Here is a 16,289-nt window from a genome sequence, read left to right on the forward strand (position 1 = left end):
ACAATTCTGTCTTAGGTGTCGTAGGCTGAAGCCCTTGATTCGAAACAAGGAGAAATAGTGATTATTACCGGACTTCTCACCGGCATCGTTTTCGGCGCCGTGCTGCAGCGCGGGCGCTTCTGCGTAACCGGTATGCTGCGCGATATTTTCCTCAATAAGACCTGGCGCGGCTTTACCGCCCTGCTCATTTTGATTTCGGTGCATGCCTTTGGCCTGACGCTGTTGATTGGCACGGGCGTGCTTTCGCCGGAATTTAGCGATTTCAAGCCGGTAGCCGTCATCGTGTGCGGCTTCATCTTTGGCCTCGGCATCATCTTGTCCGGCGGTTGCGCGTCCGGCACGTGGTACCGCTCGGCCGAGGGCCTGGTCGGCTCGTGGATTGCGCTGCTGTTTTATGGGCTTTCTGCCGCGGCCATGAAGTCCGGCCCGCTGTCTGGTGCCAATGACTGGTTCAAGCAGTGGAGCCCTCCCGGTCACCACCATCCACGGCGCGCTGCATATCTCGCCGTGGATCCTGGTGGCTGTCCTGTGGGTCGTGACCTTCCTGCTGTGGCGCCACTATCGCGCCAAAGACGCCGGCCGCCCCAAGGTGGACCTGGTTCAGCCGTGGTACGCCAAGCCGCTGAACATGAACATCGCGGCCGTGCTCGTTGGCATCATTGGCACGGTGGGCTTTGTGCTTTCGGCCAACGCTGGCCGCAATGGCGGCCTCGGCATCACCACACCGACCGCGGACATCGTGCGTTGGGCAGCCACTGGTGATTCCGCGCGCATGAACTGGGGCACCCTGTTGGTCATCGGCCTATTGGTGGGTGCTTTTATCGCCGCCAAGTCCGCCGGTGAGTTCCGCGTGCGCGTTCCAGATGCGCAGACCGCGACCCGCGCTATTTGGGGCGGCATCATGATGGGTGTCGGTGCGTCGCTGGCCGGCGGCTGCACCGTGGGCAACGGCATGGTGGAGACCTCCCTGTTTAGCTTCCAGGGCTGGGTAGCGCTGTTCTTTATGGCCCTCGGCGTCGGCGCGGGCGCGCGCCTGTGGCTGAAACCCAAGAGTGAGCCGCAGCAGCCGCAGACCTACTCCACCGAGGAATCCGTGGATAACTCTGCGGTCGCCGCCGAGGATAAGGTGCTGCCGAGCTTTGCCACTGCCACCGGGGCAGTAGCTCTCAAGACCAAGCCGCAGGCGAAGGACAAGGCCCGCGCGCTGGGCGGCGGGCGCTATGCGCTCGATACCCTTGGCGCGGTGTGCCCGTTCCCGCTGATTGAGGCCAAGCAGGTCATGGCGGAGCTGGAGCCGGGCGAGGCGCTGGTTATTGACTTTGACTGCACCCAGGCCACCGAATCCATTCCGCAGTGGGCGGCCGATGAGGGCCACAAGATTCGTGATTTCCATCGCTCGGGCGATGCTGGTTGGCAGGTCACGGTGGTCAAGGGCGGATAATTACATCATTGTCAGCTACTATGTGGAGGCAGAAGAATCGAGCGTGATTCTTGTGCCTCCTTTGTGGTTTGAAAGAAGATATCGCATGCCCGAGTTTGATGATAATTCCACCGCTGTTGCGGATATTTTGCATGCCTTCGCCGTCTTTGAGCGCGAGGAAGAACACCTGCTGGACGCGGAACTGCGCCTCAATGTCTATGCCAGCTAGGCCATGATCCGCGTCTTTGCTGCGCTATTGCCCTCGGCCGCCGCGCGCGAGCATTTGGTGCATACGCTGCGGCCCATCCACGCGGCAACTACTAATGAGCTGCGCTGGACGGATCCGGATAATTGGCATCTGACCATGGCGTTTTATGGCGATCAGCCCAATGATGCCGCGGCGGTGCGCGAGCACCTAGCCCACGCGGTGGCAGGGCGCGCGGCGTTGGATGTGTGTTTAAGCGGTGCGGGGAGCTTTGAGCAGCGCACGCTGTGGGTGGGCGTCGGCGGGCAGGTGCGCGGTGTGCGGGAGTTGATGGCGGAGTGCCAGCTTGCCGACGTCCCCTTTAGCCACCACCGCCCCCACCTCACCGTCGCGCGTGCCGGCCGGCGGACCCGTGAGCCGTGGGCGCTGGCGGATTATGTGCGCGCGTTATCGGTGTATCGGGGACCGGATTTTCGCGCCGACCGCCTGTGTCTGATGCAATCCCACCTCGGTGAGGGCCGTGGCGGCGGGCCGCGCTACGAGGTGATGGAGGAGTATCCGCTGTTTTAGGCGGCGCGGGCCGCACGGACTTCGTGCACCAGGGAATCGAGCTCCGCGCGGGTAGCGGTGCGGTCTGGGTGGGTGGTGCAGAAATCTAGCAGGAAGTAGCCGGCGTGTTGTACGGCAATGTGCCGTGCCCAGAATTGGCGCACAGTATCGGGGTTATCCACGGCGAGGGACTGGATGGCGCGGCGCTCCGAGAGCAGCTCGTATTGCAGGTCGCGGCGCGCGGACAGCACGGCATCTGGGGTATTAACAAAGAGCAGGCCGAGCAGGGTGGCCATGGACTCCATCGCGCGGACCTGCAGGCGGGCCTGATTGCGCACGGGGGCGCTGCGCTGCCATAGCCACAGCACCGCGGTGGCGATGAGGATAGATAGGACGATCTCGCCGCAGCGAGCCTGGATGGTGGGCCACAGGGGCCGGGTGGCGGAGTTGCCCATGAGGAGGGCGAGCGGGGTGGAGAAGATAACGCAGATGGCGTAGTTCTTCGCCACGAAGATTTCGGCACAGAATTGGCACGCGGCCAGCGCGAGCAGGAGCGTCCAGCCGCTGATGCCAAAGTAATGGAGGATAGAAAACAGCAGTACGCCGACGACAGAGCCGAGCATGCGGTGGATGCCGCGGACAGTACCCGGTACATGGTCGGGTCCCCATTGCAGCATGAGGAAAGCAGAGACCACGCCCCAGTCTGGGCGGTCGAAGCCGAGGGAGAGACCCACCAGCACGGTAATGGCCGCGGAGAGGACAATCTTTTGGGTGGTGACCATGGCGTGCGAATCCCGGACCGCGGCGCGATACAAGCGGTAGCGGCCGGTGGGGCGGGTGTGCGGGATGGCGGTGCGATCCGGATCGACGTCGGTGACATTATCGGTGAGCTGATCCGAATCGGAGCCTAAATCCAAGGCGCGGTTATGCGCCACGATGGTGTGCTGGGCTGCGAGGGCGCGCTCCACTAGGTGGGCGCCTTGGGGGTCGATGATGCGGCCGCCGCGGATAATGTGGGCGTCGGAAAGCGCCTGCCAGGCAGCAAAGAGCGCGGTCTGCGCCTGGTGGTGGCGGGCCAAGGAATCGTCGCGGCCATCCTTGAAGGCGGCCGCGGCCTTTTCGAGTGCGGCAACCGCGCGGCGCTCGGGGCCGTGAGCGTCAATAAGGGCCGGCGCCATGCCGAGCACGAGGCTGGCTACCATGCCGGTCAGCGCCCAAAAGAGCAGCTGGCCCACGGTGACATCGGTGCGCGCAAGCATCACCGAACCGCCGCCGACCATGACCAAGAAGAAGGTGCCCGGCGGCGGCAAGCGCAGGGCATTTTGGGCAAAGCCGCACACGGCAGCCAATGCCGTGGTGTACAGGCCCGCCAGCAGCAGCCACCAATGGCCGTGGCCAGGCGCAAAGATGAGGTGGCCTACCAGCACGCCCACGGCCGCGACGGTAATGAGTGCGGTGCCGGCGGTGAGCATAACGCGCGGGCGGGTGCGATAAGGGTGGCCCTCGCCAAAGATGACGGTGAACGCGCCAGTGGAAATAAGCAGGATGGCGTAGTCGTGGCCGGTCAGCAGCGCGATGGCGCCGGGCAAGAGAATCGCCAAGCCCGCGCGCAGCGCACCGGGCCAGCGCACCGAGGCGCTATTAAACGCGGTGAGCAATTGGGTGGTGCTGGGGCGCTGCGGGATGGGATAGTCAAGCTGGGTGGCCACGGAGCAGCAGGATCCTTTCTCGGCGGAGTTATCTGACCCGACTACCTTACGCCCGAAGCCACCCGCTTTACATGTCGGCGGCCGCGATGAGCCGGCGCGTGTAGTCCGTGCTGGGCGAGGCCCACACGGAGTCGGTCGCTCCGTGCTCGATGAGCCGGCCGCGTTCAAGGACCGCAACGCTCTCGCACAGGTGGCGCACCACCGCGAGATCGTGGGTGACAAAGAGCAGGGTGAGCTTGCGCTTGGCGATGACCCCCGCCAATAACTCCAGCACCTGTGCGCGCACCGACATATCGAGGGCAGAGACGGCTTCATCGGCCAGCAAGATATCCGGCTCGCCGCACAGCGCGCGGGCGATGGAAATGCGTTGGCGCTGGCCACCGGAGAACTCGTGCGGGAAGCGATCGAGGCTCTCGGATGGCAGCCCGACCTCCTCGAGCGCGGCCGCCGCGCGAGCGCGCTTGTCGGCCTTGCCGGGATTGCCAGGGATGGCCTCTGCGATGGATTTCCAGATTTTCAGGCGCGGGTTGAGCGAGCCTTGTGGGTCTTGGAAGACCATCTGCACACGACCGCGGACGTCGATGTCACCGCTCGTGGGCTGGTCGAGCCCGGCGATGAGTTTGAGCAGGCTGGTCTTGCCTGAACCGGATCCGCCCACGATGCCCAGACGCTCGCCGTGGTGCACGCGCAGATCGATGCCATCGAGTGCTGCATGTGCGCCGTGGACCTTGCTGACCCCGCGTAGCGTCACCAACGCATCTTCCGCCGTGGCCCGAGAAAGGCTAAGTTCCGGCGGCCGCGAGGAGGAGATGAGCGTGCGGGTATAGGGATGCTCGGGTTGGGCAAGCACGCGCTCGGTGGGGCCGGATTCCACCACCGCGCCCTGGTGCATGACTAGGACGTTGGGGCACATACGGCGAATGACGCCCAGGTCATGGGTGATGAAGACCAGCGCGGTGCCGCGAGCCTTGGTTACGCGCTCGATGACGCGCAACACGCCATCTTGCGTGGTGGCATCCAGCGCGGTGGTTGGTTCATCGCAGATGAGCAGATCGGGGTGGCCGGCCATGGCCATGGCAATGAGCACGCGCTGGCGCTGGCCGCCGGAGAGCTGATGTGGGAATCGGGAGGCAATGTCGGCATCAAGCTCCACCTCTTCGAGAGCGGTTGCGGCATCGCGCACCCCGGCTTGAGCCAGCTGCTTGCCCACGCGCATAAGCGGATCCAGCGCGCTCATCGGTTCTTGGAAGACCATGGCCATGGTCTTCCCGCGCAGGGGGCGGATGCGGGCATCGCGTGCGCCGACTACTTCGTAGCCATCCACGGTGACGGAGCCGCTCGCGCGTACCCCATCGGGTAAAAGCCCCATGATGGATAGCGCAGTGAGCGATTTTCCGGAGCCGGATTCACCAATCATGCCGAGTTTTTCACCGGCCGCGAGCTCGAAGTTAAGCGGCCCCACAAGGGCAGTGGTGGACCCGGGGGCGGTGACGGTCAGGTTATCTACGTGGAGCAGGCTCATCGCGCGGATCCTTTCAGGCGGGGATCGAGGAGGTCACGGAGGGCGTCGCCAAGCAGGTTAAAGCCCAGCACCGTCGCCGCAATGGCCAGTCCCGGCCAGAAGGCCTGCAGGGGAGCGGTGCCTAGCAGCGACTGGGAATCTTGCAGCATCCGGCCCCACGAGGCCGCCGGTGGGGCAGTGCCCAGGCCGAGGTAGGACAGGCCGGCTTCAGCCAGGATGGCGAGGGCGAAGTAGACGGAGGCCTGTACGATGAGCAGTCCGGCAATATTAGGCAGGATATGGCGCCACGCTACCTTCCAGCCGGGCACTGCGGAGATGCGCGCGGAGGAAATATAGTCCTGCGTGATAACCTGCAGCGTGCCCGAACGCGCCACGCGGGCAAAGGAGGGAATGCCGGCGATGCCGATGGCAATCATGGCCGTAAGCGTCGATGGGCCCCAGACCGCGCCAGCAATAATCGCCAACAGCAGGGCAGGGAAGGCAAGCAGCAAATCCGCGCCGCGCATCACCAGCGCATCGACCCACCTGCCGCGACGCATGCCGGCGAGGATGCCCAATGGAACGCCCACGAGGGCGGCGATACCCACCGCAATGAGCCCGACAAAGACCGTAATCTGGGCTCCCGCCATGATGCGGGAGGCGGTATCGCGCCCAAAGCGGTCCGTGCCCAGGAGGTGCTCGGCGCTGGGACCGGCAAGGCGCACATCCGGGTGCGCCAGCGTCGGGTCATAGGGCGTCCACACCAGCGAAAGTAGCGCCACCAGCACCGTGGCGGCGACGAGGATGGCTCCCAGCCAGCCAGAAAAACGCAGCTTCATTATTTCTCACCTGCCGTGATGCGCGGATCGATGAATCGGTAGGCCACATCCGTTAAGGCATTGACCACCAAGGCGAAGGCAACGAGCAGCATGACCAGGGTTTGCACCGTGGTCAGATCGCGCACCGATACCGCGTCCAAGAGCATGGAACCAATACCGGGGATGACAAAGACGGATTCGATCACCACGGCACCCACGACCATTGTGGTTAGTTGCACGCCGGCCACGGTAAGCACCGGCAGCGCCGCATTGCGCAGGCCATGGCGCTTTAGCGCTTCCCACGGGGACTGGCCGAGCGCACGGGCGGTGCGGATATAGTCTTGATTCAGCACATCAAGCACCGCCGAGCGCACGTAGCGCGTCAGCATTGCACCCTGCACCACGGCCAGCGCAATGACCGGTAAAATGAGGTGGCGGATAAACTCGCCCGCGCCCTGGTTGGGCGGCACCCAACCATTGGCGGGCAGCCAGCCTAGATGGACGGCAAAGATGGCCACCAGAATGATGCCGAGGAGGAAGCTGGGCACCGCAATGCCCAGCTGCGTGCCGGCCGAAACCACATCCGCGCCGCGGGTACGGTTGCGCAGTGCCAGCCACATGCCCACCGGGATGGCCCCGGCCAGCGCAAGCAGCATCGCCAGGCCAATGAGGATGAGCGTGACCTGGACGCGGTCCAGCACCAGCGGCGTAATATCCTGCTGCGAGGACAAAGACTGCCCAAAACTGCCGGTAAATAGGCCTTTTATCCACTCCCAATATTGCGTGAGCAGCGGGCGGTCCAGTCCCAGCTCAGAGCTGAGCTCGTCGACGGCCTCTTCGGTCGCATTCACTCCCAGCGCCACCCGCGCCGGGTTGCCTGGCACCGCGCGCATGAGCGCGAAGATGATGATGGAGGCGGCAAAGAGTGTTAACGCAAAGCGCAGCAGCGGACGCACGATGGCGCGCCCAGTATTGCGAAGGCAACTCATCGGGCCTCCTTTTCGATGTTATCTGCAGCGGCAGCTTTGGCGTCCACGTCCGCGTCGGCAGAAGTCAGGTCGCGCAGGATGAGCGCGTCGGTGACCTGATCCGGATGCAATCCGCGCACGCCGGCGCGGGTGAGCACGATATTGGGCATATTCATCAAAGTCAGCGCGCCAGCATCAGCCATGATCTGATCCACGGCCTGCGCCATGAGCTTGGGGTAGTCCTTCTCGGGTGCGGAATCGGCCTGGGCCAAAAGCTCGCGGGTGCGCGGGGAATCGTAGTTGAGGTAATAATCCGGATCGCCGAACAAGGTGGGCACATCGCGCGGCTCCACGTGGGAGATGAGCGACATCTGATAGTCCTTTGCTCCCATCACCTGGCCTAGCCACACGGCCGGGAATTCGGCGGATTCCAGCGTCACCTTAAAACCAACCTCAGTAAGCTGCGAGTACAGCAGCTCGGCGACGGTCTGGGCATAGGGCAGCGTCGGCGTGGTCAGCGTGATTTCGGCCCCTTCTGCGCCGGCCTCCGTGAGCAGCCTGCGGGCCTTTTCTGGGTCGTGGTCGTAGTAGTGCTTACCCTCGAACCACGGATCCGTAGGCGGGATCGGTGCGCCGCCGGTGTCCTTGGCCATCCCATTCCACAAAATGTCATTGGCTGCCTTGCGGTCTACGGCATAGGCCACGGCTTGGCGCACGCGCGGATCGTTGAATGGGGCGCGGGCATTATTCATGGACAACAACACCTCACCATTGGTGGTGCCGACCTCGGTAGCGATGCCGTCCTTGACGTCATCGAGAAGCTCCGGGTTTTGCACGCCCCAGACCACGTCCACGCCGCCGGCCTGCAGCGCATTGACCGAGGAGATGGTGTCTGGGAAATAGCGCACCGTCACATTCTGTGCCGCCGGCCTTCCCCAATATCCGTCGCGAACGTGCAGCTCAACGAATTCCGAGGGCGCAAAGCGGGAAACCTCATAGGGGCCGGTACCCACCGGCTGGGCGGCGAGGTTATCCATGCCATTAGGCGTCATCATCGCGCCGGTGGCTGTGCCCATGGACCAGAGCCAGCCATTCGACGGCTGCTTGAGGCGCACCTTGAGTGTGTGATCATCGGTGGCCGTGGCCTTGGCTACCGGATCCATGGCGGCGGCGATGCCGTTGGTCCACTTCTCGCGCACATAATTAATGGAAAAGGCCGCGGTCTCGGCGGTAAAAGCATCGCCATTGGAAAAGGTGACGCCTTTGCGCAGGTGGAAGGTATAGCTGCGGGCATCGTCGCTGATCTCCCACGAGGTGGCGAGCCCCGGGGTGATAGAACCGTCCTCATCGATGCGCACGAGAGTTTCGTAGACATTGTCCATGAGTACGGCGGGGATGGCGGCACCACCGGTAGTGGTGAAATCCAGCGAGGTGGCCGCCGAGGTGGAGGCTACGGTAAGGGAAGTAGAAGCGGAGTCGCTAGCTGCCTGGGAGGTATCAACCACCGCGGTATGACCTGCCGAGCACGCTGATACGCTTCCGACAGCGGCCGCCATGGCGAGGCTGCCCAGCGCCCTGCCGGCGCAAAATCTTCTCATAGAAAGCAGGGTAGCCGCTGGGAATAGCTGCCGTGAAAATTATGCAAAATTTCCTGGTGTGGGGATAACTTCTAGGGGTGAAACACCCCCACGTACGCTATTCATCGCCAGCTTCATGCGGTCCGCGCGGTAGAGGTAGACCGCCAATTCGACTGGTTCGCCCGAGTGGTTGGATATTTCCATCTGGAGCCGCCACAGCGGGGTGCCAGTGGCTACTCCAAGCGCCTCAGCATCCTCGGCGCTGGCTTTTTCCAAGGTGAGTTCGCGGCGCACATTATCAAAGTCCACGCCGCAGTCGCGCAGGCGCGCATGAATAGATCCGGCATCCGCGTCGAAGTCTAGGATGTGCTTTCCCACCACCATGGGGAAATACATGCGCTCGATGGCAATGGGGTGGTCTTCGGTATAGCGCACGCGGTGAACGAAGACGACATTTTGTTCTGGGTCTACGCGCAGAAAGCGGGTGATATCCCGCGGCGCGCGGCGGCGAGCCAGCCACAGGGTGTGCTGTTGTGGATCCACGTCATATTCGCTGAGCCAGCTGGAGATGGAATAGATGGATTCAAAAAGCTCTGCCTGGGTAGAGGCTAAAACGGTGGAGCGGCGCCCGCGGCCGGAGGAAACTAGCCCTTTGGCCCGCAAAGCCGCAACTGCTTGGCGCACGGGTCCGCGGGAAGAGGAAAACTTCTCGCATAAATCTGCTTCACTAGGCAGAAAATCGCCTGGTTGCAGCACGCCAGAGCTGATCTGCTCTCGCAGGTAGTCAGCGATCTTTCTATGCTGCTGTTTATCGCGTGGGCTCATTCAACCTTTGTCCTTAGTCTCTCCGGGGCTTTTCGCAGCGGAGCGAAACACAATAATGCTATGCCATTTTTCTAAGGCACGCTAATGCAATGAAGCTACCGAGCATGCGTGCCTCGCCCGGTCGAGGGGAAGGCAAAGGAAAAGGCCACGCGCCGTCCGACCAGCGCCGAGTTAGTAGGCGAGCACGCTAGGCTAAGTGACCGTGGATGAGAGCACCGAAACGATTGAAGTACGCGCGGCCAGCGGCAGCGTGCGCCTAGGCAAGGCGGTAACGGTGGCGGTCATCATCGCCGTCGCCCTGCTTGTAATCGGTGGGGTGCTTATTTACTCGGCGCTGCAGGAACCGGCTGGTACGCGCCTGCACTTCGTTTATCTCATTGCCGCGCTCATGCCACTAGGCGGGGCGCTATGCGCCATGGTGGCGGTGGTGGTCTCAGGGCGGCGCAGGACGCGTCCGGTGCTGTGCATTGGCGAGGAAGTTTCCTTACCTCGCCAGCGGACCAGTTTCGCCGCCTCCGAGCTAGAGCGCATGCAGTTCTATTCGCTCGAGCCGAGCCAAAATTTCCTTGTCCTGATTCCGCGTGGGGTACGCGTTTCTACCTTGGACGAAGCGCAGCAGTATTCGGCGCGATTGCCGGAGCAGGCGAATCTGGGCCCGCGGGAACTCGAGGAAAAACTCCGGGAACGATTCCCCGAGGTGCCCATCGATCACTTAGGCCAGGTGCGGGCCGAAGACTAGCTCGGGGTGCCAGCTACGCGTGCCGGATCGAGCTGCCAGCCCTGCGCGAGCAGCTGCATATTCTTGATTACTCCCTCGTGCGAGCTGGACTGCAGCGAGACCATGAGCTCATCGGCCTTGGCGTGCTCCTGGAAGGTATCGAGGTAGCTGGCCACCTCATCGGCAGTGCCGACGGCGGAGTACTTCAGCATGTCTAGGATTTGTTGGCCCTGGTACGAGCCGATGATCTGCTCTACTTGCTCATCGGTGAGGTGCTTGCCGCGGCCGGCGAAGGCCTTGACGCGGTTGAAACACACGCGCTCATATTCTTCCTGCGCCTCTTGGGTGGTATCGGCGGCGGTGACGTTGACGCCGGCGATGACATAGGGCTTGCTAAAGCGCTCGGAAGGCTGGAAGTGCTCGCGGTAGTAGGAGGTAGCTTGCTCGAGGTGCTGCGGAGCAAAGTGAGAAGCAAAGGCATAAGGCAGGCCGAGCTTGGCGGCTAGCGAGGCGCCGAACATGGACGAGCCCAAAATATAGATCGGCACGTTGGTATTGGCACCTGGAACGGCGCTGACCCCCGGAATATAGGACTTGCCCTCGAGGTAGGAGTTGAGCTCTTTGACGTCTTCGGGGAAGCGTTCGGCAGAGTGGGCGTCGCGGCGCAGGGCGCGGCCGAGGGTATTCATGTCCGTACCGGGGGCGCGGCCCACGCCCAAGTCAATGCGCTCGGGGTACATCTCCTCCAAAGTGCCGAATTGCTCCGCAATGACATAAGGGGAGTGGTTGGGCAGCATCACTCCGCCGGAGCCTAAGCGAATGCGCTCGGTCTTTGCGCCGATATGGGCGATAAGCACGGCCGGGGAAGAAGACATGATGGACTTCATATTGTGGTGCTCGGTGTACCACATGCGAGAATAGCCCAGCTTTTCTGCTTCCTGTGCCAATTCCACAGAGCGGGCGATGGATTGTGCTGGAGTCTCGCCCTCATAGATGGTGCAGAAGTCCAAGACGGAAAGATGCGCGCGTTCGGTCACGGGGGGAGCCTTCCTTTTGCTTTCGGAAAATTCTGTCTAAGTTCTCTTCTTCCAACGGTACGCGCCACCTGACTATTCCGGGCGAGGCGATACCGCATCGCCGCCGGGACCTGTTGACATAAAAATCCCCTCCGCCTCGGCACCGTGGTTATGTGCGGAGGGGAGGGGTAAGGCAGGGCTAAGAGACTAAGACTCAGCGAGGGCATCGGCCTCCGCCGGCTCTGCCGCCGGTGGGTTGGCAGCGGCGTGCTTCTCGCCGGCCTTGGTAGAGATATCGATAACCAGGCCGACGACTGCCGCGATAGCGGTAGGAACAATCCAGCCCAAGTCCACGGCCTGGCCAGGTGCCAAGCTCAAGAGGGGATCGAGCGCGTCGGCGCCCCAGCCCTGGGCGGCGATGACGGACAGAGCCGACCACAGCACCGATACCCACAGCGCCAGGCGGTAGGTCCAATAGAAGACAACGGACTTTTTCACCACCGGCTGGATCAGGGTGAGAGCGATAAGGGAGATAGCCGGCGGATACAGGAAAGTAATGAAGGGGACTGCAATGGAGAGCACTGTATCCAGGCCTTGGAAGGCAAAGAGGATGGACAGTGCGGTAAAGAGGCAGGCCCAGACGTGGTACTTCACCTTGGGCACAAGCATTTCGAAGAAGGCTGAGGTGGAGGTGATAAGGCCCACTGCGGTGGTCATGCAGGCCAAGATGACGATGGCAGAAAAGACGGCTTGACCGATGGTGCCCATGGTGAGATTTGCGGCGTCGGCAAGCAGGGGCGCTCCTGACTCATAGGACTGGCCGTTAGGAATGGTTTGGCCTACCCACGCCAAGCCCAGATAGATGGCGGCCAGCAAAGCGCCAGCAACCAGAGCGGCGGTGATGGTGCCGTTAACCAAGGACTTTTTGGTCTTAAACCCCTTGGAGCGCAAAGAGCCAACAATCACGATGGAAAAGGCCAAGCCCGCAATGGCATCCATGGTGTTATAGCCCTCAAAAAGGCCGGTGACCATGGGGGAAGAAGCATAGTCCGTGGTAGGGGTCTGGGGATCGCGGGGATTGTTGAAAGCTGCCAAGGCGATGAGGATAACCAACAGCGCCACCAAAGCCGGGGTGAGGAACTTACCCAAGGTATCGATAATGGAATTCGGCTTCCAGGACAGCGCTAGGGCGATGAGGAAAAAGACCACATTGAAGATGCCATTGGCCATGGTTCCTTCCCAGCCCAGCAGTGGGGTGATGGCGGTTTCCATAGAAACGGCGCCGGTGCGTGGCAGGGCGTAAAAGGCGCCGATGGCAAGGTAGGCCATCACAGAAAAAACGAGGCCGAAAAGCGCGCCGCCGTTGGAGCTCAGGTCGCGCACGGAGCGGCCAGAAATGGAGACGGCGACAATGGCTAGGACCGGAAGGAGCACGCCGGCGGCGAGGAAGCCGAGGACAGCGGGCCAAAAATTGGTGCCGGCCGAAACGCCCACCATGGGTGGGAAGATGAGGTTGCCGGCGCCGAAGAACATCGAAAACAGCATCAGCGACGCAATTACGATGGTGGCGCCGGGCTTAGAGGTGCGTGACGCAACTGGGGTAGCCATGGTGGCTCCTTAATTTTCCATGTACAGCTAGTATGCGATGAGGATCCCGTTCCGCCGAGGGGTGGTGGCGGGGTGGGGATCATCCTCGCGGTCCGAGGTGGCGGGTCGCGCCTGTTCGTGTAATGAGACATTACTGACCACATGGTGAGAAATCAAAGTGTGGGGGTGATGCAGGCTACATGGTTGCCCCAGCCGCGCCAGATTAATCGAGAGCCGCGAAGGCACGCTCCATGCGGTCGAGTGCCTCTTCTAAGATCTCGCGTGAGGTAGAGAAATTCAACCGCGCATGGCCCGGCCCGCCGGTGCCAAAGGTATCGCCCTCATTAAGCGCTACCTTCGCATTCTCCCGCAACCACTTGGCCGGCTGCGGGTTGCCGCCGATAGCGGTATCGGCAAAATCCAACCACAGCAGGTAGGTGGCGTCCGGCTTGCTGGTCTTTAAGCCGGGGATGCGCTGAGGCAGCTCCTCCACCAACCAATCGCGGGTCTGCCGCAGGTACGCTATTTCTTCATCGAGGAAGTCGCCGCACTCGCGGTAGGCAGTCTCCGCAGCAAGCACGCCTAGAGTGCCCGTGCCATCCTTGGCCACGCCTGTAAGGCCATTCCACGTGTGTGCATCGGCCGTGTTGGAGAAAATGATCTGCGCGCACTTCAGGCCGGCAGTATTAAAAGCCTTGGACGTCGCGGTTACCGTGATGGTGCGCTCCGCGGCCGCCGCGCTAAGCGACGCCACCGGGATATGCCGGCCCTCATAGACCAACGGGGCATGGATTTCATCGGCCAAGATGCGCGCGTCATACTTTTCAGCCAGCTCCACTAGCTCGGCGAGGTAGTCCTCGTCCAACACACGGCCGAGCGGATTATAGGGATTGGCCAGCAAAATAGAGCCCGCGCCCGCTTGGAAGGCGCGCTCAATATCATCCAGCTCTAGGCTGGTCTCGATCTTTTCGCGGCCAGCGGTGCGTGGTAGCTCCAAAAGCGGTGGGTAGGAAGGAACCGGCACGATCACGGGGGAGTCCTTGCGGGTGAAGTACTGTACGCCGAGCAACAGGCCGCGCACCACATCGCCGATCCAGAAAATATGGTCGGAGTTGGGGCGCCAGCCATAGCGGTCGTTGTAGAAATCGGCCACTGCTTCGCGCAGCCCCGAAGCCTTGGGCGCTGGGGTATAGCCAAAGGTTTCCTTATCCACCATGTCTTCCAGCGCCTTTTTTATGGCGGGCGCGGTGGGGAAATCGGACTCCGCGATCCATAGCGGCAGGACGTCTTCCTCGAAGACGGTCCACTTGCGGGTTCCGCGGGCTTGCAACTCTTCTAGGCTAGGAAACTCCATGGCCATAACCATAACGCGAAGCCCGCGGCCACCCCAGTGCTTTTATGCGCTTTTATTCATCTGCGTTGTCGGCCCAGTGGGAGTCCTCCTCCGCGTCCTCGGATTCGGAGACAGAGCCGGAGACAAAGCCATACTTCTTCAACCGGCGGCGGTCCGCGGCCGAGGTGGATTGGGTGAGCTTGAGCAACTCGGCATAAATGCCACCGGATTGTGCCAGCTCGGCCGGCGAGCCCATCTCATCAATGCGGCCGCGATCCAGGGTGATGATGGTATCCACGTCCGCAATGGTGGACAGGCGGTGGGCAATAATGAGCGTGGTGCGGTCCTTCATTAGTTCATCCAGGCCGGCCTGCACGGCGCGCTCGGACTTGGTGTCTAGCGCCGAAGTAGCCTCGTCCAATACCAAGATGGGCGCGTCTTTAAGCATGGCGCGGGCAACGGAGACGCGCTGCTTTTGTCCACCGGAAAGCTTGAGGCCGCGCTCGCCAATAACGGTGTCATAGCCATCCGGGAAGGCCTGAATAAACTCATGGGCATTGGCCCGCTTGGCGACGTCTATGATTTCCTCCTCCGTGGCACCTGGCTTGCCGTAGGCGATATTTTCGCGAATGGTGCCGGAGAAGAGATAAGACTCCTGGAAGACCACGCCTACCGAGGCGCGCAGGCGCGAGGCAGTGAGATCGTCTACCCGGTGGCCCAGCACATCGAGGTGCCCCGCCGAGGGGTGGTATAGGCCCAAAAGTAGGTTCACCAAGGTCGACTTGCCGCCGCCGGATTCGCCCACGAGCGCCACCTTGTGGCCCTCAGAGGCGGCGAAGGAAATATCCTCCACTACGGGCTTGCCTTCCTCGTAGGCGAAGGAGACGTGGTCAAAGGAGAAGACGGGCGCGCCGGGTGTGGGCTCCAGCGGGCGAACCGGGGTGAGATCGAGCTGCGGGGTATGCGAACCGGTGGTGGCAGCAACCAGCTCGCGCGGCGCGGTGGGCTCGAGCTCTTCTTCCATGACCTTGAAGTAGTCCTTGGACCCGGCGATGGCACGCTGGGCTGCATCGACAATCCAGCTCATCATAAAGACCGGCTGCTTCGCACTGGAGACCATCTGCAGCAACATGACCATATCGCCCAAGGAGAAATGCCCCTCGAGCGTGCGCCAGAAAATTACGCCGTAAATGCCGAGGAAGATGACAGCCATGGCCAGGCCGCGGAAGGTATCCATCATGTGCCACCAGTGGGACTGCGGCTTGGTGGTATCGACCACGGTGCGGTAACGCTGAGCAAAGTGGGAGAGCTCGCGGGTTTCGCTCACGAAGGACTTGGCCACCTTGACCTGGCCGATGACCTCGGCGAAGCGGCCGTTGGCGAGGTCGATATTTTCGTTTTTAACGGCCTCAAACTTTTGCCAGCGCTTCGAGGTCAGCGCGGTAAGCCACATATAGACCGGGAAGAGCAGCGCGAGCAGGATAGCCAGCGGCCAGTAATACCACGCGGTAATGGCCAGCACCGCGAGGGTCTGGATGATCATCGTGAAGAAGTTATTGGCAAAAGACTGCACGAACTGCGTGATATTGGCAATCGAGCGATCCAGCCGGGCGATGATCGTGCCGGTGACCTGGTTATCGTAATAGCCCTGCGGGAGGGCCAGCAGCTTGGCAAAGTAGCGCGTGGACAAAATCTCGCGCAGCCGCGAGACCATGACGTCGCCGATAAAGCCGCCGATATTGCGGAAGAGGGCATTGGCGGCGTCGGCAAGAAAAAGCGCCACTGCCAGCAACAGCACCGTGCGCAGCGCATCGCCCAGTGGGGCGTCGTTCTGCAGGGCGCCCACGATGGTATCGGTGGCTTCGCGCGTCAAAAACGGCGAGATCAGTGCAACGACCGCAGTGATCGTGGCGGTCAGCAGCACGCCTAGATAAAAGGGCCACAGGGCAGAGGCACTGCGGGTAATGCGCAAAATGGAATTCATAAGTAGACCACACTCACTTCGAAACGGCGGTTAGTGCGCGGAATTAGGGAAGAGGTTAGTGCGCGGAATTAAGGAAAGG

The 16,289-nt window shown here is 62.1% G+C and carries 13 protein-coding genes and 1 pseudogene; 4 read left to right on the top strand and 10 right to left on the bottom strand.

Translation table 11 applies throughout. The features are described 5' to 3' along the window. Positions 1 to 57: 57 nt before the first annotated feature. The 3 genes and pseudogenes from BKN05_RS00465 to thpR all read left to right on the top strand — a co-directional run bounded on the left by BKN05_RS00465 (position 58) and on the right by thpR (position 2,195). Positions 58 to 1,441 (top strand): annotated as a pseudogene (locus tag BKN05_RS00465) (YeeE/YedE thiosulfate transporter family protein). Between the two features lie 85 nt (positions 1,442 to 1,526). Beyond that, positions 1,527 to 1,649, top strand: coding sequence for a hypothetical protein (locus BKN05_RS00470; RefSeq protein WP_255342548.1), 123 nt, complete (start codon positions 1,527 to 1,529; stop codon positions 1,647 to 1,649). Positions 1,650 to 1,652: 3 nt separating this feature from the next. Then, entirely contained in the window at positions 1,653 to 2,195 is a 543-nt protein-coding gene (gene thpR, locus BKN05_RS00475; RefSeq protein ID WP_286687637.1) for an RNA 2',3'-cyclic phosphodiesterase, read from the top strand. Here the strand turns inward: thpR and BKN05_RS00480 are convergent. From BKN05_RS00480 to BKN05_RS00505, 6 genes are all read right to left on the bottom strand, one after another. Further along, positions 2,192 to 3,883 (bottom strand): FUSC family protein, encoded by a 1,692-nt coding sequence (locus tag BKN05_RS00480; RefSeq protein WP_286687638.1) that lies wholly within the window; start codon positions 3,881 to 3,883, stop codon positions 2,192 to 2,194. The two genes, thpR and BKN05_RS00480, sit on opposite strands and share 4 nt — an antisense overlap. Positions 3,884 to 3,950: 67 nt before the next feature. Further along, positions 3,951 to 5,405 (bottom strand): ATP-binding cassette domain-containing protein, encoded by a 1,455-nt coding sequence (locus tag BKN05_RS00485; protein ID WP_286687639.1) that lies wholly within the window; start codon positions 5,403 to 5,405, stop codon positions 3,951 to 3,953. Next, positions 5,402 to 6,223: an ABC transporter permease gene (locus BKN05_RS00490; protein ID WP_198491899.1), complete on the bottom strand. Its 822-nt coding sequence runs from the start codon at positions 6,221 to 6,223 to the stop codon at positions 5,402 to 5,404. The genes BKN05_RS00485 and BKN05_RS00490 overlap by 4 nt, the downstream gene beginning before the upstream one ends. Continuing rightward, entirely contained in the window at positions 6,223 to 7,191 is a 969-nt protein-coding gene (locus tag BKN05_RS00495; RefSeq protein WP_286687640.1) for an ABC transporter permease, read from the bottom strand. Before BKN05_RS00495 ends, BKN05_RS00490 begins: the two co-directional genes overlap by 1 nt. Beyond that, positions 7,188 to 8,768 carry an ABC transporter substrate-binding protein gene (locus tag BKN05_RS00500; RefSeq protein WP_286687641.1) on the bottom strand — a complete coding sequence of 527 codons (1,581 nt, stop codon included), beginning with the start codon at positions 8,766 to 8,768 and terminating at the stop codon, positions 7,188 to 7,190. The genes BKN05_RS00495 and BKN05_RS00500 overlap by 4 nt, the downstream gene beginning before the upstream one ends. Before the next feature lie 39 nt (positions 8,769 to 8,807). Then, positions 8,808 to 9,572 carry a GntR family transcriptional regulator gene (locus BKN05_RS00505; protein WP_049378517.1) on the bottom strand — a complete coding sequence of 255 codons (765 nt, stop codon included), beginning with the start codon at positions 9,570 to 9,572 and terminating at the stop codon, positions 8,808 to 8,810. 202 nt (positions 9,573 to 9,774) lie between these two features. On the opposite strand from BKN05_RS00505, the gene BKN05_RS00510 reads away from it, so the two are divergent. Next, on the top strand, positions 9,775 to 10,311 hold the full coding sequence (locus BKN05_RS00510) for a hypothetical protein (protein WP_286687642.1): 537 nt from the start codon (positions 9,775 to 9,777) through the stop codon (positions 10,309 to 10,311). On the opposite strand, the gene BKN05_RS00515 is transcribed toward BKN05_RS00510, so the two are convergent. From BKN05_RS00515 to BKN05_RS00530, 4 genes are all read right to left on the bottom strand, one after another. Then, positions 10,308 to 11,327 carry an LLM class flavin-dependent oxidoreductase gene (locus tag BKN05_RS00515; RefSeq protein ID WP_286687643.1) on the bottom strand — a complete coding sequence of 340 codons (1,020 nt, stop codon included), beginning with the start codon at positions 11,325 to 11,327 and terminating at the stop codon, positions 10,308 to 10,310. The genes BKN05_RS00510 and BKN05_RS00515 overlap by 4 nt on opposite strands. 186 nt (positions 11,328 to 11,513) lie before the next feature. After that, positions 11,514 to 12,914: a branched-chain amino acid transport system II carrier protein gene (gene brnQ / locus BKN05_RS00520; protein WP_286687644.1), complete on the bottom strand. Its 1,401-nt coding sequence runs from the start codon at positions 12,912 to 12,914 to the stop codon at positions 11,514 to 11,516. A 202-nt stretch (positions 12,915 to 13,116) separates the two neighbouring features. Further along, positions 13,117 to 14,247 (bottom strand): MalY/PatB family protein, encoded by a 1,131-nt coding sequence (locus BKN05_RS00525; RefSeq protein ID WP_286687645.1) that lies wholly within the window; start codon positions 14,245 to 14,247, stop codon positions 13,117 to 13,119. A 52-nt stretch (positions 14,248 to 14,299) separates the two neighbouring features. Beyond that, the gene (locus BKN05_RS00530) at positions 14,300 to 16,210 is read right to left on the bottom strand and encodes an ABC transporter ATP-binding protein (RefSeq protein ID WP_286687646.1); all 1,911 of its coding nucleotides are present in this window, start codon (positions 16,208 to 16,210) and stop codon (positions 14,300 to 14,302) included. Positions 16,211 to 16,289: the final 79 nt, after the last annotated feature.

The sequence above is a fragment of the Corynebacterium sp. S5S1 genome (assembly GCF_001913985.1).
In the GTDB taxonomy this organism is placed as follows: domain Bacteria; phylum Actinomycetota; class Actinomycetes; order Mycobacteriales; family Mycobacteriaceae; genus Corynebacterium; species Corynebacterium marquesiae.